Genomic DNA, 19,852 nt, shown 5'->3' on the forward strand with positions numbered 1-19,852 from the left:
ACCCGACCGCATCCTGACTGTTTCCCGGCGGGAACGCTGCCCTCAGCGGGCGCCGGGGCGGGGTGTGAGGGTGCCCCGCGTCCCCCTCCGGCCGAAGGGACCTCTCCCTCCCACCCGCCCGATCACCCCGCATCCACCCCTGAACGAACAAACCTTTCCCGCCCACCCACCCGATTGCCCAGCGTCCACCCCTGGACGAACAAACCTTTCCCGCCCACCCACCCGATTGCCCCGCGTCCACCCCTGGACGAACAAGCGGTTGGCGCGCCGCCCCCACCCCACCCGCAGTCGGCATCGAGACGTGAGGGGGTGTGTCGGTATTTCCGCCCGGAGCACGGTTCGCGGCACTCCCCAGCCGAAGCAGACGCACGCCCACCAGCGGATGGCGAGGACGGACATACCGGCGCGGCCCCGCCCCCACAACGAACCCGCACCGCACCGGCCACAGCCACGGGGCTTAACCCCCGTTGAGCCAACCCTCAAGCCCGCCTTAAGGATCAGCGGTAACCCCCTGACCAGCCACTTCTACCCCCGCCCCGCGCCTAGTCTGCGGCGGTGACCACCGAGGTAGCCGATTCCCGACTTGACGCGTACCCCGCGCTGTCCGCGTACCTGCGGCAGACGGAGGGACCGCAGATTCAGCAGATCCAGATGCAGATTCCCCCGATGCCAAAGACACCTCCGCGGCACCCCGTCCCCCCGATCCGCGTCACGCACACCGCCCTCCGCAACGGAATCCTCGCCACAGGCCTCGCCGTCACCGCGCTCTGGGCCGTACAGGCCGAGCCCTCGGCCCGGCTCGACGTGCTCTTCGCGACCGGCGCCCACCTCAGCGGGCTGCTCGCCGGGTACGGCATTCTCGTCATGCTGTTCCTGATGGCCCGCGTACCCGCGGTCGAGCACGGCGTCGGCGCCGACCGGCTCGCGCGGCTGCACGCCCTCGGCGGCCGCTACGTACTGACCCTGTGCCTGGCCCACGCCCTGCTCGCCCTGTGCGGATACGCCGCCCACGCCGACACCGATCTCCTCAGCGCCACCCTCGACCTGCTCGGCTATCCAGGGCTCGCCCTCGCCGCGGTCGGAACCGCCCTGCTCATGGCCGTCGGCGTCACATCGGCGCGTGCGATGCGGCGCCGCGTCCCGCACGAGACGTGGCGGGCCGTGCATCTGCTGACCTATCTCGGCGCGGCACTCGCCTTCGTGCACCAGCTCGCAGGGCCTGACGTGGCGGGCAGCATCCTGACGGTGTGGCTGTGGTCGATGCTGCACGCCACGGTGGCGGTCCTGCTGGTCTGGTACCGCGTCGTCGTACCCGTGCGGCAGGCGCTGAAGCACAGCCTGCGCGTCATCGACGTACGCGACGAAGGGCCCGGTGTCGTGTCGGTCGTGATGCAGGGCATCGGGCTCGACGGCCTGCGGGCCGAACCCGGACAGTTCTTCCGCTGGCGCTTCCTGCGGCGCAGGCTCTGGCGCACCGCGCTGCCGTTCTCGCTCTCCGCTCCCGTGCGCGACGACACCCTCCGGATCACGGTGAAGGCCCTCGGGAATCACACGCGGAGGATGCGGCGCCTGAAGCCGGGGACAAGGGTGCTCGCCACGGGGCCCTTCGGGGCGCTCACCGCTCATCGGCGTACGCGGAGAAAAGTGCTGCTGCTCGCGGGAGGCGTGGGGATCACCCCGATGCGGGCGCTGTTCGAGACGTTGCCCGGCGGCCCCGGCGACATCACCCTGCTCTACCGGGCGGGCAGCGCCGAGCAGCTCGTGCTGCGGGAGGAGCTTGAGGCGATCGCCCGGAGCAGGGGAGCGGGGCTGCACTATCTGCTCGGCCGCTCCGACGCCTCCTTCGACCCGCTCGCCCCACAGGCCCTGCGCAACCTCATCCCGGACCTCGCCGAGCACGACGTGTATCTGTGCGGGCCGCCCGGAATGACCACCTCCGCCACCGCTGCCCTCGTACGGGCCGGAGTGCCCGAGGAACGCATCCACGCCGAGTGCTTCACCTTCTGAGAGGGGCCGAGCTGACATGGGACGGCATCGCAAACCCGTAGGCCCGGCCCAGGGCCCGACCCTGCGGGGCCGCCGCAAGCTGGCGACGGGTCTGGCCGGAGCGAGCGCGCTGGTCGCCACGGTCCTCGCGTTCACGGTCGACCCGGCGGCGCCACCCGCTCCCGATCGTGCCCCGGCGGGAGTCCCGGCACCTCAGGCGGCGCCCTAACCTCTGAAGACCCTCAACTCTCCCTGATTTCGTGGACGGCATGATCGGCCCCTCCATAGGGTCTAGACCATGCCCGACATATCTCTGACCACCGTCGTCGTCCTCTGCGTCGCCGCACTCGCGGCCGGCTGGATCGACGCCGTGGTCGGCGGGGGCGGACTCCTGCTCCTTCCCGCGCTGCTGCTCGGCCTTCCGGGGTCGACCCCGGCGGCGCACGCCCTCGGGACGAACAAGGCCGTCGCCATCGTGGGGACGGCCGGGGCCGCGGTGACGTACGTCAGAAAGACGCCCGTCGACGTGTCCACCGCCGTACGGATCGGGCTCGCCGCGCTCGCCGGGTCCATGGGCGGCGCCTTCTTCGCCGCCGGTATGAGCACCGAGGTGCTCAAGCCCGTGATCATGGTGGTGCTGCTCGGCGTCGGGGCCTTCGTCATCTTCAGGCCCGCCTTCGGCACCGCGCCCCCCGCCCGGCCCGCCTCGCCCAAGCGCATCCTCGCCGCCATCGGCCTCGCGGGCCTCGGCATCGGGTTCTACGACGGCCTCATCGGGCCCGGCACCGGCACCTTCCTGGTGCTCGCGCTGACCGCCGTACTCCACCTCGACCTGGTGTCCGCATCCGCCACCGCCAAGATCGTCAACTGCTGTACCAACGGGGGCGCCCTGGCGATGTTCGCCTGGCAGGGCGCGGTCCTGTGGCAACTGGCCGCTCTGATGGCCGTCTTCAACCTCGCGGGCGGCATGTTCGGCGCACGCACCGCACTGAAGAAGGGCAGCGGCTTCGTACGGATCGTGCTGCTCACCACGGTGTTCGGACTCGTGGCGAAGATGGCGTACGAGCAGTGGCTCGCCTAGGACAACTGGCCCGGCGCCCGGCGAGGCGTCAGCGCACGCCCGTCAGGTGCGCGAACACCACCACATTGCCCTGGTAGCCCGTCTTCCTCGAATAGCCGCCGCCGCACGTGATCACCCGCAGCTCCGGGCGGTCCGCCCGCCCGTACACCTTGTCGTCCGGGAACTTCTTCGCGTCGTAGACCTCGTTCGCGTCGACCGTGAACACCGCCACGCTGCCGTCCCTGCGCTCGACCTCGATGGTGCGGCCCCTGGTCAGACCGCCCAGGTCGTAGAAGACGGACGGCCCGTCGGCGTTGTCGACGTGCCCCGCCACGATGGCCGTGCCGCTCTCTCCGGGCGTCGTCCCCGACTCGTACCAGCCCGCGAGGTTCGTCTTCTTCGGAGGCGGTACGTCGAGGCTGCCCTGCCGCGTGAGTTCGAGCCCCATGAGGGGCGCGTCGACCCGGATCGCCGGGATCCGGATCCGGTCGGGCGGGGACGGGGGGAGCGCCGCGACGGCCGGTGCGCGGTCCGGGTGAGGATGGGCGGACGCGGCCTGCGCGGCGGACGGCTGGGGCGGCGGATGGGACTCGGTGCCGTTGCGCAGCAGCCACGCACCGGAGCAGAGCGCCAGGACGGTGACCGCGCCCATGGCGGAGTTGGCGAACTTTCTGCGCATCACTCGACTCGTCCCCCTCAGGGTTCGGGGAGGCCGGTCCCCGCATCCCTCTCCGGGTCCGCGAGGGGCAGGCGGATCCGGAGAGGGAGGGGGCTGGCGGTACCGGTGGACAGCGGAGGGTGTCCGTCAGATCCTGTCGCCTCTCGCCCGGCGATGCAGGAGCCAGGTACCGCCCGCGGCGGCGACGGCAAGCGCCGCCACACCCGCCGCGGTCTGCACGGGGTCGGGGCCGAGAGCGCCGCCGACCCCCGTCTTCACATGTCCCTTCGGAGCCACCTGCTGCTGCTCGCGGGCGGCCGCGGTCGAGGTGATCGTCACGATCAGATCGCCCACCACCTGCTTGCCGTCCGCGCCGGAACCGGAGCACTGGGCGGCGATCTCGTAGGTGCCCGGCTGAGCCGACGGCGGCACCTTGAACCGCCCGACCGCGTTCTCCTTGTGGGTGCCGGGCGAGAGCGTGAACGTACCCGCGCCCACCGCGCTGGCATCGCCCGAAGCGCTCCCGTCGCTGCCGCAGGCGGTGGTGTTCACGGTGACCGTGGAGCCGGGCATGACCGTGCCGGGATGGACCTCGAGGCCTCCTCCGGCGGCGGATGCGGAGGTGGAGGCGGTCGCGGACACGGTCGCGAACGCGGTCGCGACCGCAGGGGGTGCCAGCAGCCCCGCCGATGCGACGGCGAGCGCGGCGGTGGTCAGCAGGCGGGCTTTGCGCATCGTGCTTGCTCCTCCGAGGGACCTTCAGAGGGCACGGCCCGCGGCACCTCCAAGTGCCACTGCGTCGGTCGAACCCCGCTCTACCGAGGTAAGTGGCACTCGGCGGCGCACGCCTCCTGAAGGCCGGTCAGAAACCCGGTGGTGGAGCGGCTTCTGACACTTCGACGGGAACATTCCAGCAGGTCACCCGGCGTGTCGCGGAGAAGAGTCCGAAGGGGTGGCGCGGCGCCTGTGAATGGGTGACCCAGAGGCCCGCCGGGACCTTGCCGCCACCCTGTCGCCACCCCGTCGCGACCCTGCCGGAGTACCTCCGCAGACCTGATTACGCCTCAGACGGTGTCCCAGGGAACGTCGGCGTAGAGCCCCGCCAGAGTCCCCATCAGCTTCTCGTCGACCTCGAACTCCGTGCCGTCGATCCGCCGCACAGGTGCGATGCCCCGCGCGTTCGTGACGAAGGCGGCCTCGTACGAGGAGAGGTCCCCGAGTGTGACCGGGGCCCGGCGCGTGGGGAGACCGGCGGCCGCGAGCCTCGGTTCGAGCAGTTGCATGGTGATGCCGACCAGGCAGGGGGCGTCGGGCCAGACGATCTCCGAGCCGTCGTGGAAGGCGATGTTCGTGACGGCGCCCTCGCTGATCGTCCCGTCGGGCGCGGTGAGCAGCGCGTCGTCGAATCCCGCACGCCGGGCGAGGTCCCCGTAGCGGGCCTGTCCGAAGCCGCCCAAGTGCTTGATGTGCGGAAAGGGCCGCTGGTAGGGGACGGCCTGCAGCGCCTGCGGGCTCTCGGACATCGTGCCCGGCGCCCGTACGGTGACCGTCACGGACGGCTCGCCCTCCGGTGCGTGGACGTGGACGCGTACGGAAGCGTCGGCGATGTCGTCGCGGAGCACGCTCCGGATGAGCTCGCGGACGTACTCGCCGTCGAGCTCCCGGTCGAAGAGCTCGCGGGTGGCCGCGTCGAGCCGGGCCAGGTGCAGCCCGAGCCCGCGCGTCGCGCCGCCCCTGACCTGCATCGCGGTGAAGTGCCCTGTGCCGCCGAGAGCGGGCCACAGCAGTCGGTCGGCGGTGGCGGCCCGGCCGTCGATCTCAAGGCGCTGCAGAGGCGCGGGAGTTGTCATGGGCCACACGGTACGACGTGCGGGAGAGGCCCTTAAGGGAGCGATCCAGCAGCCGACCGCAGCCGACCGCAGCCGTCCACAGTCGTCCGCTGAACTCACCGCAGCCCTCCGCCGAACTCGCCGCAGGAATCGCTTGACCTCAACCAAGGTTGAGCAACGAGGCTCTTCTCATGACTCAGAACACGACTGCTGCTGATTCCACGTCCACCACCACCCCCCAAAGCGCCACGCCCCTCCGCGTCGCCGTCATCATCGGGAGCAACCGCGAGGGCCGCTTCGGGCCGATCGTCGCCGACTGGCTCCTGGCCCGGATCCGCGAACACGCGGACTTCGAGGTGGACGTCGTCGACCTGGCCGAATCCCATCTGCCGACCTCGCTCTCCTTCAACCCGTCGCCCGAAGTGGTCGCCGAACTCGGCAAGGTCACCCCGAAGCTGGCCGCCGCCGACGCCTTCGTCGTCCTCACCCCCGAGTACAACCACTCCTACCCCGCGTCCCTCAAGGCCCTCATCGACTGGCACAACGCCGAATGGCAGGCCAAGCCCCTCGGCTTCGTCTCCTACGGAGGGCTCTCCGGCGGCCTGCGCGCGGTCGAGCACCTGCGTCCGGTCTTCGCCGAGCTGCACACCATGACGATTCGCGACACCGTCTCCTTCCACAACGCGGGCGCCCTCTTCGCCGACGACGGCACCCACAAGGACCCGGCGAGCGCGAACGCCGCCGCCAAGTCGATGCTCGACCAGCTGCACTGGTGGGCGTGGGCGCTGCGCGGCGCCAAGGAGGTCCGCCCGTACGGCAGCTGATCGCCACCATGAGGGCGCCCAGGGCCCTAGGCCTCCGGCAGATGCACCGCCGCCACCGCGCCGCCGCCCTCCGCGTTGCGCAGCTCCACCCGGGCGCCGATCGCCTGCGCCTGGCCGAGCGCGATCGTCAGGCCGAGGCCCGTGCCCTGGCCGCGCTCACGGGCGCCGGTCTGGAAGCGCCGCGGGCCGTCCTTCAGGAGGTGCGCGGGGAAGCCGGGCCCGTGGTCGCTCACGGTGACCACGGCTCCGGCCACCCGCACGTCGACCGGTTCCGCGCCGTGCCTGCGGGCGTTGGCGACGAGGTTGGCGACGATCCGCTCCAGGCGGCGCACGTCGGTGCGTACGAGCGTGTCGTCCGTGTCGTCGTCCGTGCCGTCGTCCGTGCCGTCCGGGCCACGCCCCGCCGTGAACCGCACCGGGTACCCCGACCGCCGCACGATCCCCTCGGTCAGCGTGCCCAGCGGATGTGTCTCCAGGTCGGGCCGCTCCATCTCCGCGTCGAGCCGCGCCACTTCGAGCAGGTCCTCGGTGAGGGTGCGCAGGGCGCTGACCCGGTCGCGCACGAGTTCCGTGGGCCGGCTCTGCGGCAGGAGCTCGGCCGCGGTGTGCAGACCGGTCAGCGGGGTGCGCAGTTCGTGGGCGACGTCCGCGGTGAAGCGCTGCTCGGCTTCGATGCGCTGTTGCAGGGACGCCGCCATCGTGTCGACGGCGGCGGCGAGTTCGGCCACCTCGTCCTTGCCGGGCCTGTTGCCGGGCCTGCTGCCCGGCCTGTTTCCTGTCTCCCCGCCCGGTGGTCGTGGGTGATTGATACGGGCGTCCAGGTCGCCCTGGCTGATGCGGCGCGCGATGGCCGCCGCGGTCCGCAGCTCGCGGCTGAGGCGGCTGGCCAGGGCGGCGCCGCCGAGCGCGGCGAGAAGGACGATGACGGCGCCCGAGGCAAGCAGCTGCTGGTCGAACTCCGCCATCTCGGCGGTCTCATCGTCCAGCGACTCGCGGACGGAGAGCACATGGTCGCCGACCGGACGCGCCGCCCATACGACGGGATCGTCGGCGCCCATGTCGAGGTACGTGGTCCGCCGCCCGTCCAGGGCCGCGGCCCGCAGTGACGGGGGCAGGTCGGGCGCGTCGACGGCGGCGTCCGTACCGGCGTCGTCGTCGGTGTCGACCTGCCCCGTCAGCTCGTACAGCTGGCGCACCCGCACCAACTGCGCGGTGGCCCCGGACCTGGCGCCCGCGGAGACCTGTTCGAGCCGCGCCTGGTGGACGAGTACCCCGATGGCGACGGCGACGACCGCGCAGCCCAGGGCGAGCAGCGCGGCGATCTTCCAGCGCAGACCGAGGGCGTTGAGCGCGGCGCGGGCGCGCCGGGCGACGCCCCTCACCTCTGCCCGCCCGTGCCACCCGACGTGCTGTCCACAGGCTTGTGCTTGTAGTTCTTGATGTCGCTCACCGTGGACATCCGTACGCCGTCCCAGTGGAACCGCACGGCCTGCTCGCCGCCGCCCGTGCAGTGGCTGCGCACCAACAGGTCCGGGCCGAGCGTCTCGACGTTCATGCGCTTGCCCGTGGTGAACAGGACCGGGTAGACGCGGCCCTCGCGCTCGGTGTAGACGGCGAGGACGCTCCGTCCGCTCTCCGTGTCGGCGGCCACGAGCAGTTCGGGCTGCCCGTCGCCCGTCAGGTCCGTCCGGAGCGGCGGCCGGAGTCCCACCCGGCCGGGGCGGTCGATCTCGCCGCGATCGGCGATCGGCTCCATCCGCGGATCGGCCCGCAGGACCTCGCGGAAGTCCACCGTGCGGAGCCCGCCCTTGCCGAGCTTCGGCAGTCCCTCCAGAGGCTCCGGTGGCGGCTGGTGGGTGGCGGTCTCGGCGCCGGGCGCCTCGGACGACGTACCTGACCAGGCGGACCAGAGCGGTTCCGGGTGCGGCTGCACGGACACGGACGGCGCGGGCTCACCTGCGCCGAGCCCGTCCACGCTGCCGCATCCGGCCAGCACGACGGCCGCCGCGACGGCGAAGGGGGCGGCGCGGCACAGGCGGCGGGTGCGGGTGCGGGTGGGCTTCATGGCTCCACCGACCGTAAGAAGCGTCCATCACGGAAAGCAGGATGTTGTGTAACAGATGGGGGTGAGTGGGGTGGAAACGTGGAGGTCAGGACCTTCGGCCTGGCCGGTTGTCCCCTCCGCCCCCCTCCGTCCCCCTCCGTCACCCTCTGCCCCGCGTCCGGCCCGGTCCGGCGACAATCGTGTGCATGACGCCGACGTACGAGACCCGGCTGCCGTTCTTCGTGTACGGGACGCTGCGCCCCGGGGAGCCGAACCACGACGTCCACCTGCGCGGCAACGTCACGACCGAGCTGCCAGCCAGGTTCGCGGGAGCGCTCCTCTACGAAGGACCCGGCTATCCGTACCTGGTGGAGGAACCCGAAGGCGGCCCGGTGCGGGGCGAGTTGATCGCCGCGCACCCGTCGGCGTACGAACGGCTCCTCGCCGGTCTCGACGTACTGGAGCACTACGCGCCGGGAGACCCCCGCAACCTGTACGAGCGCGTGGAGCGCGAGGTGACCCTCCTGGACGGGGTCGCGGCGCGCGCGTGGGTGTATGTCGCGGCGCCGTCGGTGGCGGCGAGGCTGCGTGCCTCGGGGGCGCTGATCGGGGGAGGGGACTGGGCGTCGTTCCGGGCGCGGCGTTGAGGGGTTGGGGCGGTCTGGGCCGGGCTGGGGCGATCCGGTGGACTCCGTCACCCGTGCGGGCGACGTGATCGAATCGCGTGATCACGGAGGGTCGATGCTGTGCGACGCTCCGTGTGCACCAGTCGGTGCGCGAGTCGGTGCGTGAGCACCACGTCCTCAAGCAGGAGTTGCCCCATGAGCCTTCGCCGTTCGCTGCCGGCCCTCGTCGGCGCCGTAGCCCTCACCCTCGGCCTCCCCGTGGCGGCCTCCGCGACAGCTCACGCCCCGACCGCCCCGACGGCCGTCATGGACCCCTGCGGGTTCTACGAGACCGGCAGCGACGCGTTCTACAACCACTGCACGGGCGACGGCTCGAACGTGGTCATCAAGGTGGAGGTGTCGATGGCCCCCGACTACGAGCGCTGTGTGGGTCCGGGCAGGAGCTGGCTGGGATCGGCGAGCAAGATCCAGGGCGCGCACTACACCGGGCGCACCTGCTGACTCTCCTGCGCGTATGACCGCGGGCCGGGGTGGTGCGACCGCGCGACCCCGGCCCGCCGCTATGCCCGCTCGAGCCGCACCGCGCACACCTTGAACTCCGGCATCCGCGACACCGGGTCGAGTGCCGGATTCGTCAGGGAGTTGGCGCGGCCCTCGCCCGGCCAGTGGAACGGCATGAAGACGGTGTCGGAGCGGATCGCGCTCGTGATCCGTGCAGGGGCCACGGCCCGCCCCCGCCGCGAGACGACCGTCACCGGTTCGCCGTCGCCGACCTCAAGGCGTGCGGCCAGGCGTGGATGCAGTTCCACGAAGGGGCCGGGAGCGGCGGAGTTGAGCTCGTCGACGCGGCGCGTCTGGGCCCCCGACTGGTACTGGGCGAGTACCCGCCCCGTGGTCAGGAGCACCGGATACTCCGCGTCCGGCTCCTCGGCGGCGCCCCGATGCGCCACCGGCACGAAGCGTGCCCGCCCGTCATCGGTGGCGAACCGGTCGAGGAAGAGACGGGGCGTTCCGGGGTGCCCGGCGTCGCTCTCGCTCTCCTCACCCTCCTGGCCCTCCATGCCGGGGCAGGGCCAGAACACCCCTTCCCCGTTGCCCTCCTTCAGCCGCGCGTACGAGATCCCCGAGTAGTCCGCGACGCCGCCCGCGCTCGCCCTCCTCAGCTCTTCGAAGACCTCCTCCGGGTCCGTCGGGAAGCCCTTCTCGTGGCCGAGGAGTGCGGCGAGACCGTGGAGCACGTCCAGGTCGCTCCGTACGCCGTCGGGCGCGCTCACCGCCCGGCGCCGCAGCAGTACCCGCCCCTCCAGGTTCGTCACCGTCCCCGTCTCCTCGGCCCACTGCGTCACCGGCAGGACGACGTCCGCCAGTTGGGCCGTCTCGGAGAGCACGACATCGGCCACCGCGAGGAAGTCCAGCGAGCGCAGCCGCTCCTCCACGTGCGCGGCGCGCGGCGCGGAGACGACCGGGTTGGAACCCATCAGGAGCAGCGCCTTGATGTCCCCGCCGAGCGCGTCGAGCAGCTCGTACGCCGACCGTCCCGGGCCGGGGAGCGAGTCGGGGTCGACGCCCCACACCCCCGCGACGTGCGCCCGCGCAGCCGGATCCGTCAGCTTGCGGTAGCCGGGCAACTGGTCGGCCTTCTGGCCGTGTTCGCGTCCGCCCTGCCCGTTGCCCTGTCCGGTCAGACAGCCGTACCCGGCGAGCGGGCGGCCCGCGTTGCCCGTCGCCAGGCAGAGGTTGATCCAGGCGCCGACCGTGTCCGTCCCCTTGGACTGCTGCTCGGGCCCGCGTGCGGTGAGCACCATCCCGGCTTCGGCGTCGCAGAACATCCGCGCCGCTTCCCGGAGTTCGGGCACGGGAACGCCGCTGATCCGCTCCACGTACTCCGGCCAGTGCGCCATCGCCGCCGCCCGTGCCTCCTGCCAGCCGCTCGTCCGCTCCGCGATGAACGCCTCGTCCGTCCGCCCCTCGGCCACCACCAGGTGCAGCAGGCCGAGCGCGAGAGCGAGGTCGGTGCCGGGGCGCGGCGCCAGATGGAGGTCGGCCTGCTCGGCGGTGCGGGTCCTGCGCGGGTCGACGACGATCAGCTTTCCGCCGTTCGCCCTCAGCTCCGTCAGATACCGCAGCGCGGGCGGCATCGTCTCCGCGAGGTTCGAGCCGACGAGGATCACACAGCCGGTGCGCGGAATGTCCTCGAGGGGGAACGGCAGGCCACGGTCGACCCCGAAGGCCCGCTGCCCCGCCGCTGCCGCCGACGACATGCAGAACCGGCCGTTGTAGTCGATCTGCGACGTGCCGAGCGCCACCCGCGCGAACTTCCCCAGGGCGTACGCCTTCTCGTTGGTCAGGCCCCCGCCGCCGAACACCCCGCACGCGTCCGCGCCATGCTCCCCGCGCGTGCGGGCGAGCCCTTCGGCGACGCGGCCGATCGCCTCCTCCCAGGTGGCCGGTTCGAGCCGGCCCGTGGCGTGGGACCGGATGAGCGGCTCGGTCAGGCGCACCCGGGAGGAGAGCACCGCGGGCGCCGTACGGCCCTTGCCGCACAATGCGCCTTTGTTCACGGGGAACCCGGGACGCTCCACGACCTCCACCCCGCCACCGGGGCCGGTGGCCAGGCCCATTCCGCATTGCAGCGCGCAGTACGGACAGTGGGTCGGTGTCGCCTCGGTGTGCATGGCGACCAGAGTCCGGCGCGCGTGTTACACGCCCCGCCCCAACGCGTTACGCCGCCGGTACGCCCCCCTCAGCCGACGCCCGGCCCCGCTGTGAGGGCCTGAGGGACCCGAACCCCCGCGTCCCTCAGCGCCGCGCCGCAAGAGCGTTGCGCACACCCGGCTCCTTGGGGCCCAGGAAGTGCGGATCGGGCCGCAGTGTCGCGTCGAGCGCCGCCTTGCCGGCCGCGAACACCTCCCGCGCGCCGCCGTAGTACCAGGTCACGTCGTGCTTGGCGTCGACCCCGACGCCGTACGACGAGACGCCCGCGGCGCGGCAGAGCGCGACGGCCCTGCGTATGTGGAAACCCTGGCTGATCAGCACCGCCCGGTCGACGCCGAACACCTTCTTGGCGCGGACGCAGGAGTCCCAGGTGTCGAAGCCCGCGTAGTCGCTGACGATGCGGCGGCTCGGCACGCCGCGTTCGGTCAGATACGTGCGCATGGCGTCCGGTTCGTCGTACTCCTCGCGGCTGTTGTCGCCCGTGACGAGCACGACCTCTATCCGTCCCGCCTCGTACAGCTCGGCCGCCGCGTCCAGGCGGTGTGCGAGATAGGGCGAGGGCTCGCCCTTCCACAGCCCGGCGCCGAAGACGACCGCGACCCGCGTGTGCGGCACGTCGGCCGTCGTGCGCAGCCGCCCGTCCGCCGTCACGAAGAGCCAGGTCGCGGGCAGCAGCGCCACCACGCAGACGGCCATGAAGACCTGCACGGCCCGCCGCTGCCCTTGCCGCGTGCGCGGCAGCCGCAGGCGGCGCAACCGGGCCACGCCCCCACGGGCCCAGACCCGTACGGTGGAGGGCTCCTTCGCCCCCGACCTCCGCATCCATCCCGGCCGTTTCATCCCGATCCCCCGTGCCCCGAAGCCGGATCCCCCGATCCGATCACTGTGGACAACGGTAAGCGACCGTACTGACAATGCCGCGGCACCATCGGTGAGCCAGGCTGAAAGGACCCGTCACCGGCGCGCAACGCGACGGCAATACGGCCCGTCCATCCTCTGTCCATGACGCCGTCGAAACCTCTTCGCGACGAGTCCGGCAGCATTGGCAGCACCCCTCTCGAAAGTACGGCGCAACTCATGGACCGGATCACCAGCCAGCTCGGCAGCCAGCTCAACCGCGTGTCGCTCGACGGCAGCCGCCGGACCGCACCCGCACCGGCGCCCGCCCTCGTCGTGGTCGGCCACGGCAGCCGTGATCCCCGCGCCCTGGCCACCGTCACCGCGCTCATCGAACGGGTCCGTGAGCTGCGGCCCGGACTCACCGTGCGCCTCGGCCACATCGAGCTGAACGAGCCGCTGCTCACCGACACCCTCGCCGCGGCGACCGGATCCGCCGTCCTCGTGCCGCTGCTGCTCGGCCGCGGCCACCACGTCAAGCACGACATTCCCCAGGCCGCCGCCGACGCGACGCACCTCGGCACACGGGTCGCCGCGCCGCTCGGCCCGCACTCGCTGCTCGTCGACGCCCTGTACGACCGGCTCGTCGACGCGGGCCTGCCGACCCGGCTCGGCAAGGCGGGGCGGCGCACCGGCGGAGTGATCCTCGCCGCCGCGGGCTCGCGCGACCCGGAATCGGCCACGGACACCCGGCGCACGGCGGACCTCCTCGCCGAGCGGATCGGCGTACCGGTGGTGCCCGCGTACGCGTCGCCCACCGCCGCCTGTCCGCTCGGCGTGCCCGCAGCGGTGCGTGCCCTCGCCGCCCGTGGCCGCCACCACACCGCTGTGGCCTCGTACTTCACGGCGCCAGGACGCTTCGCCACGCAGTGCGCCGACGCCGCCCCCTGGATCGCCTCGGCCCCGCTCGGCGCCCACCGGGCGATGGCCCGCCTCCTCCTGCACCGCTACGACCAGGCCCGTACGGACGCCACGGCGGCCCCGGCCGCCGCGCAGGAGCCGACCCGTCAGCCGACCCGTCAGCTGACCTCCGCCTGAAGTCCTTCGTTTACTGTCGGTGCATGGAAGGCACCGCACCGAACGTGTACGACGCTGAGGCGGCCTATGACAAGGCCGCAGTCGAGCGATGGGCCACCGAGCCGGACAAACGGCCGGGGCGCACCGCCTTCCAGCGGGACCGCGCGCGCGTGCTGCACTCCGCCGCGCTGCGCCGCCTCGCCGGAAAGACCCAGGTGGTCACCCCTGGCACACGCAGCAACGAGGCGTGGGACGCCAGCGCGCGGACCCGCCTGACGCACTCCCTGGAGTGCGCCCAGGTCGGCCGCGAGCTCGGCGCCGCCCTCGGCTGCGACCCCGACCTGGTGGAGACCGCCTGCCTCTCCCACGACATGGGGCACCCGCCCTTCGGGCACAACGGCGAGCAGGCCCTGAACGAAGTCGCCGAGAGCTGCGGCGGTTTCGAGGGCAACGCCCAGTCCCTGCGGCTCCTCACCCGTATCGAACCCAAGCGCTTCGTCACGGACGAGGAGACGGGCGAACCCGTCAGCGTGGGGCTCAACCTGACCCGCGCCGCCCTGGACGCCGCCACCAAGTACCCCTGGCCGCGCGGCGCCCACCCCACCGACCCGGCGTCCCCCAAGTTCGGGGTCTACGAAGACGACCGCCCTGTCTTCGACTGGGTCCGCAAGGAGGCACCGGGCCGCCGCACCTGCTTCGAGGCGCAGGTCATGGACTGGTCGGACGACGTCGCGTACTCGGTGCACGACATGGAGGACGGCCTGCACGCCGGACACCTCGACCCGAACCTGCTGCACGCCGAGCCCGAGCGCCAGGACATCTTCGCCGTCGCCATCGGCCGCTACGTACCGGCGGACACCGACCCCGAAGAGCTCTCCGAGGCCCTCGACCGCCTCCTGGACCAGGAGTGGTGGCCGCACGGGTACGACGGCTCCGCCGTCGCCCAGGGCCGTCTGAAGGACGCCACGAGCCAGCTCATCGGCCACTTCTGTCTCGCCGCGGAGAGCGCCACCCGCGCGCGGTACGGCAAGGGCCCCCTCACCCGGTACGGCGCCGAGCTCGTCGTCCCGCGCGAGGCCCGCCACGAGTGCGCGGTCCTCAAGGCCGTCGCCGACCGCTACGTGATGCAGCGCCCCGCCCAGGAGCGGCTCCGCGCGGACCAGCGGATCGTCGTCGCCGAGCTGGCAGAGGCGCTCACGGCCCGCGCCCCCGAAGGACTCGACCCGCAGTTCCGCGCGCTGTACCTCACGGCGCGCGACGACCGCGCGGCGCTGCGCGTCGTCATCGACCAGATCGCGTCGCTCACGGACGCCGCCGCGCGGTCCCTGCACGCACGGCTCACCGCAAAACACCCCTGACATATGCGAAATGAGCCGATCGACCACGGGGCGTGACGAAAACTGGCCGGATCGGTTCGCAACCCCTTCCCCCATCACGCTCCGTGCGGGACGCTCCCCTGACGGCAAGGCTTTGAGGAGGCACCAAGTGGTCGACGCGGATCAGACGTTCGTCATTGTCGGAGGAGGTCTCGCGGGCGCGAAAGCGGCCGAGACGCTCCGGTCCGAGGGCTTCACCGGCCGGGTGATCCTCATCGGCGACGAACGCGACCACCCGTACGAGCGCCCACCCTTGTCGAAGGGATACCTCCTGGGCAAGGAGGAGCGCGACAGCGTCTACGTCCACGAACCCGCCTGGTACGCGCAGTCGGACGTGGAGCTGCATCTCGGCCAGACCGTCGTCTCCATCGACCGCGCGACCAAGGCCGTCCACCTCGGCGACCGCGCCGTCATCCACTACGACAAACTCCTCCTCGCCACCGGCGCCGAACCGCGCCGTCTGGACGTTCCCGGCACCGGCCTGGTGGGCGTGCACCACCTGCGCCGCCTCGCACACGCCGACCGGCTGCGTCAGGTTCTGGCCAGTCTCGGCCGGGACAACGGCCATCTGGTGATCGCCGGAGCGGGCTGGATCGGCCTGGAGGTCGCGGCCGCCGCGCGGACGTACGGCGCGGAGGTCACCGTCGTCGAGTCCGAGCCGACCCCGCTGCACGCGGTCCTGGGTCCCGAGCTCGGCCAGATGTTCGCCGACCTGCACGCCGAGCACGGCGTCCGCTTCCACTTCGGCGCCAGACTCACCGAGATCGCGGGCCAGGACGGCATGGTCCTCGCCGCCCGCACGGACGACGGCGAGGAGCACCCGGCGCACGACGTGCTCGCCGCGATCGGGGCCGCCCCGCGCACCGCGCTCGCCGAGTCCGCAGGGCTTGAAATCGCCGACCGCGCGCACGGCGGCGGTGTCGTGGTCGACGCCTCCCTGCGGACCTCGGACCCGGACATCTTCGCGGCGGGCGACGTGGCCGCCGTCCACCACCCGCTCTTCGGCACGAGGCTGCGCGTGGAGCACTGGGCGAACGCGCTCAACGGCGGCCCGGCCGCGGCGCGCGCGATGCTCGGCAAGGACGTGACGTACGACCGCGTGCCCTACTTCTTCTCCGACCAGTACGACGTGGGCCTGGAGTACTCGGGATGGGCGCCCCCGGGGTCGTACGACCAGGTCGTGGTCAGAGGTGACGCCGGCAAGCGCGAGTTCGTCGCCTTCTGGCTGAGCGAGGGGCGCGTCCTGGCCGGGATGAACGTCAATGTGTGGGACGTCACGGACACCATCCAGAAGCTGATCCGCACGGGTGCGCGGCCGCCCGCCGAATCCCTCTCCGACCCGTCCGTCCCCCTGGAGTCGCTGCTCGGGTGACGGGTCCTGGCGGGAGTGTCACACGTGGGCCGTAGTATTCCTACGTGGCTGGCAGGATCAATGACGAGGACGTGAAGGCGGTTCGGGACGCGGTCCCGATCGACGCCGTGGTCTCCGACTACCTCCAGCTCCGGAGCGCGGGCGGAGGCAACCTCAAGGGCCTGTGCCCCTTCCACGACGAGAAGTCACCGTCCTTCCAGGTCAGCCCGAGCAAGGGTCTCTTCCACTGCTTCGGCTGCCAGGAAGGCGGCGACACGATCGCCTTCGTGATGAAGATCGACCACCTCACCTTCTCGGAGACGGTCGAGCGCCTCGCCGCCCAGGCGGGCATCACGCTGCGGTACGAAGAGGGCGGGTACAACCCCACCAACCAGCGCGGCGAGCGCATCCGCCTCGTCGAGGCCCACAAGATCGCCGCGCAGTTCTACATCGACCAGCTGGAGAGCCCCGAGGCGGAGATCGGCCGCAAGTTCCTCGCCGAGCGGGGCTTCGACCAGGCCGCCGCCGCGCACTTCGGCGTCGGCTACAGCCCGGCGGGCTGGGACCACCTCACCCGGTTCCTGCGCGGCAAGGGCTTCACCGACAAGGAGCTCACGCTCTCCGGCATCTCCCAGGACGGCCGCCGCGGCCCCATCGACCGCTTCCGCGGCCGTCTGATGTGGCCCATCCGCGACATCAGCGGCGAGGTCGTCGGCTTCGGCGCGCGCAAGCTGCGCGACGACGACAACGGCCCGAAGTACCTCAACACCCCCGAGACGCCGATCTACAAGAAGGGCCAGGTGCTCTACGGCGTCGACCTGGCCAAGAAGGAGATCGCCAAGACCTCCCGCGCGGTCGTCGTCGAGGGGTACACGGACGTCATGGCCTGCCACCTCGCCGGTGTCACCACCGCCATCGCGACCTGTGGCACCGCCTTCGGCGCCGATCACATCAAGATCCTGCGCCGCCTCCTGATGGACAACGGCTCGGCGCGGGTGATCTTCACCTTCGACGGCGACGCGGCAGGCCAGAAGGCCGCCCTGCGCGCCTTCGAGGACGACCAGAAGTTCGCCGCCGAGACGTACATCGCCATCGCGCCCGACGGCATGGACCCCTGCGAGCTGCGCCTGGCCAAGGGGGACACGGCGGTCGCCGACCTCGTCGAACCCCGCACGCCGCTCTTCGAGTTCGCGCTGCGCCAGATCGTCGCGCGGTACGACCTGGAGACCCCCGCGGGCCGCGCCGCCGCCCTCGACGAGGCGGCGCCGGTCGTCGCCCGCATCAAGAACACCGGCGCGCAGCACGAAGTGGCCGTCCAGCTCGCCGGGATGCTCGGCATCATGGACACCCAGTTCGTCGTCAAGCGCGTGGCACAGCTGGCGCGCTGGGCCCGCGACCGGGGCGGCAGGGGCCCGGCCCCGCAGCAGCAGCGCACGCACCAGGGCAAGCAGTACGAGGCCTCCGCGCCCTCCGCGCCCTCAGGACCGGCGCTCACGCTCCGCAGCCCCGCGCACCGCACCGAGCGCGAGCTGCTCAAACTGGCTCTGCAGCGACCCGAGTTGGTCTCCCCGGCCTTCGACGCGTACGGCGCGGACGAGTTCACGGCCCCGCCGTACGCCGCGGTGCGCCAGTGCGTCGAGGAGGCGGGCGGCGCCGAGGGGGGCATCTCCGAGTCGCAGCCCTACCTCGCCCGCGTCCTGGACGCCGCGCCGGACGACACGGTCCGCGCCATGGTCACCGAGCTTGCCGTCGAGGCGATCCTGCGCAGATCGGTGGACGAGATCTACGCGGGCGATCAGCTCGTCCAGGTCAGGCTGCGCGCCGTCGACCGCCGTATCCGCGACGTCCAGGGCAGTCTGACCCGCCTGAGCGGTCAGGGTGACCCCGCCCAACTCGCAGCCGTACAGAACGAGTTGTGGGTCCTCCAGCAGTACGGCAGGGCGCTGCGCGAGCGCGGCGCGGGCGCACTCTGAGGTTCGGATAGCGCGAGACTGGTTACCCGTGGGGTAACCACGCGGTTACGGACCGGACTCAGAAAGTCACCGCACGCCCCTCGTGGCGGCCGTGTGTCGTGCCCCACACTGGGTTGCGGTGCCTGAGTCCTCGGAGCGCGGCCGGCCCGCACACAGCGGATCCGACATACCCGCGATTCCACACATCGTGTTCGGGACGGACAGCGGCGAGGCCGTCTATGCCGATCCCGCTGTACCGCTGCCGCACGCCTCAGCAGCGATCATCATGGAGGTCGCCCCCGTGCAGACCCAGACCCTCAGCCAGACCGAGACCGCCATTGCCGCGGAAGCGGAAGCGGAGGCGGAGGCGGATACGGACGTCATCGCGACCGTGCCGCCGCAGAGCCGAGCCGCACGGCACCCGGAAGCGGGACCCGAAAGCCCCGAAGCGGAGGAGCCCCCCGAGCCCGGGGAGGCCCCGGAGGCTCCGGAGGCCCTCGAACCGGAGAGCGACGCGCTGCCGCTGCCGCCCGCTCCCCGCAGCCGCGCCGACACCAGCGGCCCGTCGTCCGACCTGTTCCGCCAGTATCTGCGCGAGATCGGCCGGATCCCCCTGCTCACGGCGGCGGAGGAAGTGGAACTCGCACGCGGTGTCGAGGCCGGTCTCTTCGCCGAGGAGAAGCTGCGCCTTGCCACCGACCTCGACTCGCAACTGGCCCTCGACCTGGACAAGTTGGTCGTCGTGGGCCGGATGGCCAAGCGCCGCCTTATCGAGGCCAACCTCCGCCTGGTCGTCTCCGTCGCCAAGCGGTACGTGGGGCGCGGGCTGACCATGCTCGACCTCGTCCAGGAGGGGAACCTGGGCCTGATCAGGGCGGTCGAGAAGTTCGACTACGCACGCGGCTACAAATTCTCCACGTACGCGACCTGGTGGATCCGCCAGGCGATGTCGCGGGCCCTCGCCGACCAGGCCCGCACCATCCGCGTACCGGTGCACGTCGTGGAGCTGATCAACCGCGTCGTCCGCGTCCAGCGCCGCATGCTCCAGGAGCGGGGGTACGAACCGACCCCCGAGGAGGTGGGCGCCCAACTGGACCTGCCGCACGAGCGGGTCAGCGAAGTCCTGCGCCTGGCCCAGGAACCGGTGTCGCTGCACGCGCCCGTGGGCGAGGAGGACGATGTCGCGCTCGGTGACCTCATCGAGGACGGCGACGCCGCGAGCCCCGTCGAATCGGCGGCCTTCCTGCTCCTGCGCGAACACCTGGAGGCGGTGCTCTCCACGCTCGGCGAGCGCGAACGCAAGGTGGTCCAGCTGCGCTACGGCCTCGCGGACGGCAGGCCCCGCACCCTGGAGGAGATAGGCCGGATCTTCGGCGTGACCCGCGAACGCATCCGCCAGATCGAGTCCAAGACCCTCAACAAACTGCGTGACCACGCCTTCGCGGACCAGCTGCGGGGCTACTTGGACTGAGGAGCGCCCCGTAGGGGCGCGGGGAACTGCGCGCTCAGCCACACAC

General features: G+C 72.0%; 18 protein-coding genes. 11 read left to right on the forward strand and 7 right to left on the reverse strand.

Annotated elements, in window-relative coordinates; genetic code table 11:
- The first annotated feature begins 555 nt into the window (after positions 1 to 555).
- The 3 genes from ACWFRJ_RS09095 (at position 556) to ACWFRJ_RS09105 (ending at position 3,067) form a co-directional block, all read left to right on the forward strand.
- Positions 556 to 2,007, forward strand: coding sequence for a ferredoxin reductase family protein (locus ACWFRJ_RS09095; RefSeq protein ID WP_453526122.1), 1,452 nt, complete (start codon positions 556 to 558; stop codon positions 2,005 to 2,007).
- A gap of 16 nt (positions 2,008 to 2,023) precedes the next feature.
- A complete protein-coding gene (locus ACWFRJ_RS09100; protein ID WP_453526126.1) occupies positions 2,024 to 2,215 on the forward strand; it encodes a hypothetical protein in 192 nt (63 codons plus the stop codon).
- A 69-nt stretch (positions 2,216 to 2,284) separates the two neighbouring features.
- The gene (locus ACWFRJ_RS09105; RefSeq protein WP_453526130.1) at positions 2,285 to 3,067 is read left to right on the forward strand and encodes a sulfite exporter TauE/SafE family protein; all 783 of its coding nucleotides are present in this window, start codon (positions 2,285 to 2,287) and stop codon (positions 3,065 to 3,067) included.
- A 28-nt stretch (positions 3,068 to 3,095) separates the two neighbouring features.
- On the opposite strand, the gene ACWFRJ_RS09110 is transcribed toward ACWFRJ_RS09105, so the two are convergent.
- From ACWFRJ_RS09110 to ACWFRJ_RS09120, 3 genes are all read right to left on the reverse strand, one after another.
- Positions 3,096 to 3,725, reverse strand: a complete 630-nt coding sequence (locus ACWFRJ_RS09110; protein ID WP_453526133.1) for a class F sortase — start codon at positions 3,723 to 3,725, stop codon at positions 3,096 to 3,098.
- A 126-nt stretch (positions 3,726 to 3,851) separates the two neighbouring features.
- A complete protein-coding gene (locus ACWFRJ_RS09115) occupies positions 3,852 to 4,439 on the reverse strand; it encodes a hypothetical protein (protein ID WP_453526136.1) in 588 nt (195 codons plus the stop codon).
- A 329-nt stretch (positions 4,440 to 4,768) separates the two neighbouring features.
- Positions 4,769 to 5,554: an aminotransferase class IV family protein gene (locus ACWFRJ_RS09120; protein ID WP_453526139.1), complete on the reverse strand. Its 786-nt coding sequence runs from the start codon at positions 5,552 to 5,554 to the stop codon at positions 4,769 to 4,771.
- Positions 5,555 to 5,724: 170 nt separating this feature from the next.
- On the opposite strand from ACWFRJ_RS09120, the gene ACWFRJ_RS09125 reads away from it, so the two are divergent.
- Positions 5,725 to 6,357 (forward strand): NADPH-dependent FMN reductase, encoded by a 633-nt coding sequence (locus ACWFRJ_RS09125; RefSeq protein ID WP_453526142.1) that lies wholly within the window; start codon positions 5,725 to 5,727, stop codon positions 6,355 to 6,357.
- A 26-nt stretch (positions 6,358 to 6,383) separates the two neighbouring features.
- Here the strand turns inward: ACWFRJ_RS09125 and ACWFRJ_RS09130 are convergent, their stop codons facing one another.
- Together ACWFRJ_RS09130 and ACWFRJ_RS09135 are read right to left on the reverse strand one after the other, a co-directional pair.
- The gene (locus tag ACWFRJ_RS09130) at positions 6,384 to 7,739 is read right to left on the reverse strand and encodes an ATP-binding protein (RefSeq protein ID WP_453526145.1); all 1,356 of its coding nucleotides are present in this window, start codon (positions 7,737 to 7,739) and stop codon (positions 6,384 to 6,386) included.
- Complete coding sequence (locus ACWFRJ_RS09135; RefSeq protein WP_453526148.1) at positions 7,736 to 8,422, reverse strand: hypothetical protein; 687 nt, start codon at positions 8,420 to 8,422, stop codon at positions 7,736 to 7,738. Before ACWFRJ_RS09135 ends, ACWFRJ_RS09130 begins: the two co-directional genes overlap by 4 nt.
- A 185-nt stretch (positions 8,423 to 8,607) precedes the next feature.
- Between ACWFRJ_RS09135 and ACWFRJ_RS09140 the strand changes: the two genes are divergently transcribed.
- Both ACWFRJ_RS09140 and ACWFRJ_RS09145 read left to right on the forward strand, forming a co-directional pair.
- Positions 8,608 to 9,048, forward strand: coding sequence for a gamma-glutamylcyclotransferase family protein (locus tag ACWFRJ_RS09140; RefSeq protein ID WP_453526151.1), 441 nt, complete (start codon positions 8,608 to 8,610; stop codon positions 9,046 to 9,048).
- A 174-nt stretch (positions 9,049 to 9,222) separates the two neighbouring features.
- The gene (locus ACWFRJ_RS09145) at positions 9,223 to 9,528 is read left to right on the forward strand and encodes a DUF6355 family natural product biosynthesis protein (protein ID WP_453526154.1); all 306 of its coding nucleotides are present in this window, start codon (positions 9,223 to 9,225) and stop codon (positions 9,526 to 9,528) included.
- Positions 9,529 to 9,587: 59 nt separating this feature from the next.
- Here the strand turns inward: ACWFRJ_RS09145 and ACWFRJ_RS09150 are convergent, their stop codons facing one another.
- A complete protein-coding gene (locus ACWFRJ_RS09150) occupies positions 9,588 to 11,702 on the reverse strand; it encodes a molybdopterin oxidoreductase family protein (RefSeq protein WP_453526156.1) in 2,115 nt (704 codons plus the stop codon).
- 124 nt (positions 11,703 to 11,826) lie between these two features.
- Complete coding sequence (locus ACWFRJ_RS09155) at positions 11,827 to 12,582, reverse strand: SanA/YdcF family protein (protein ID WP_453526159.1); 756 nt, start codon at positions 12,580 to 12,582, stop codon at positions 11,827 to 11,829.
- Between the two features lie 162 nt (positions 12,583 to 12,744).
- Here ACWFRJ_RS09155 and ACWFRJ_RS09160 point away from each other — a divergent pair, with 162 nt between their 5' ends.
- The 5 genes from ACWFRJ_RS09160 (at position 12,745) to ACWFRJ_RS09180 (ending at position 19,806) form a co-directional block, all read left to right on the forward strand.
- Positions 12,745 to 13,677 carry a sirohydrochlorin chelatase gene (locus tag ACWFRJ_RS09160; RefSeq protein WP_453526162.1) on the forward strand — a complete coding sequence of 311 codons (933 nt, stop codon included), beginning with the start codon at positions 12,745 to 12,747 and terminating at the stop codon, positions 13,675 to 13,677.
- Positions 13,678 to 13,700: 23 nt separating this feature from the next.
- Positions 13,701 to 15,014: a deoxyguanosinetriphosphate triphosphohydrolase gene (locus ACWFRJ_RS09165; protein ID WP_453526165.1), complete on the forward strand. Its 1,314-nt coding sequence runs from the start codon at positions 13,701 to 13,703 to the stop codon at positions 15,012 to 15,014.
- Positions 15,015 to 15,141: 127 nt separating this feature from the next.
- Entirely contained in the window at positions 15,142 to 16,404 is a 1,263-nt protein-coding gene (locus tag ACWFRJ_RS09170; protein WP_453526168.1) for an NAD(P)/FAD-dependent oxidoreductase, read from the forward strand.
- A 44-nt stretch (positions 16,405 to 16,448) separates the two neighbouring features.
- Complete coding sequence (dnaG, locus tag ACWFRJ_RS09175; protein WP_453526171.1) at positions 16,449 to 18,356, forward strand: DNA primase; 1,908 nt, start codon at positions 16,449 to 16,451, stop codon at positions 18,354 to 18,356.
- Between the two features lie 118 nt (positions 18,357 to 18,474).
- Positions 18,475 to 19,806 (forward strand): RNA polymerase sigma factor, encoded by a 1,332-nt coding sequence (locus tag ACWFRJ_RS09180; RefSeq protein ID WP_453526174.1) that lies wholly within the window; start codon positions 18,475 to 18,477, stop codon positions 19,804 to 19,806.
- The last annotated feature ends 46 nt before the right edge of the window (positions 19,807 to 19,852 follow it).

Source organism: Streptomyces sp. NPDC055239 (assembly GCF_053606205.1).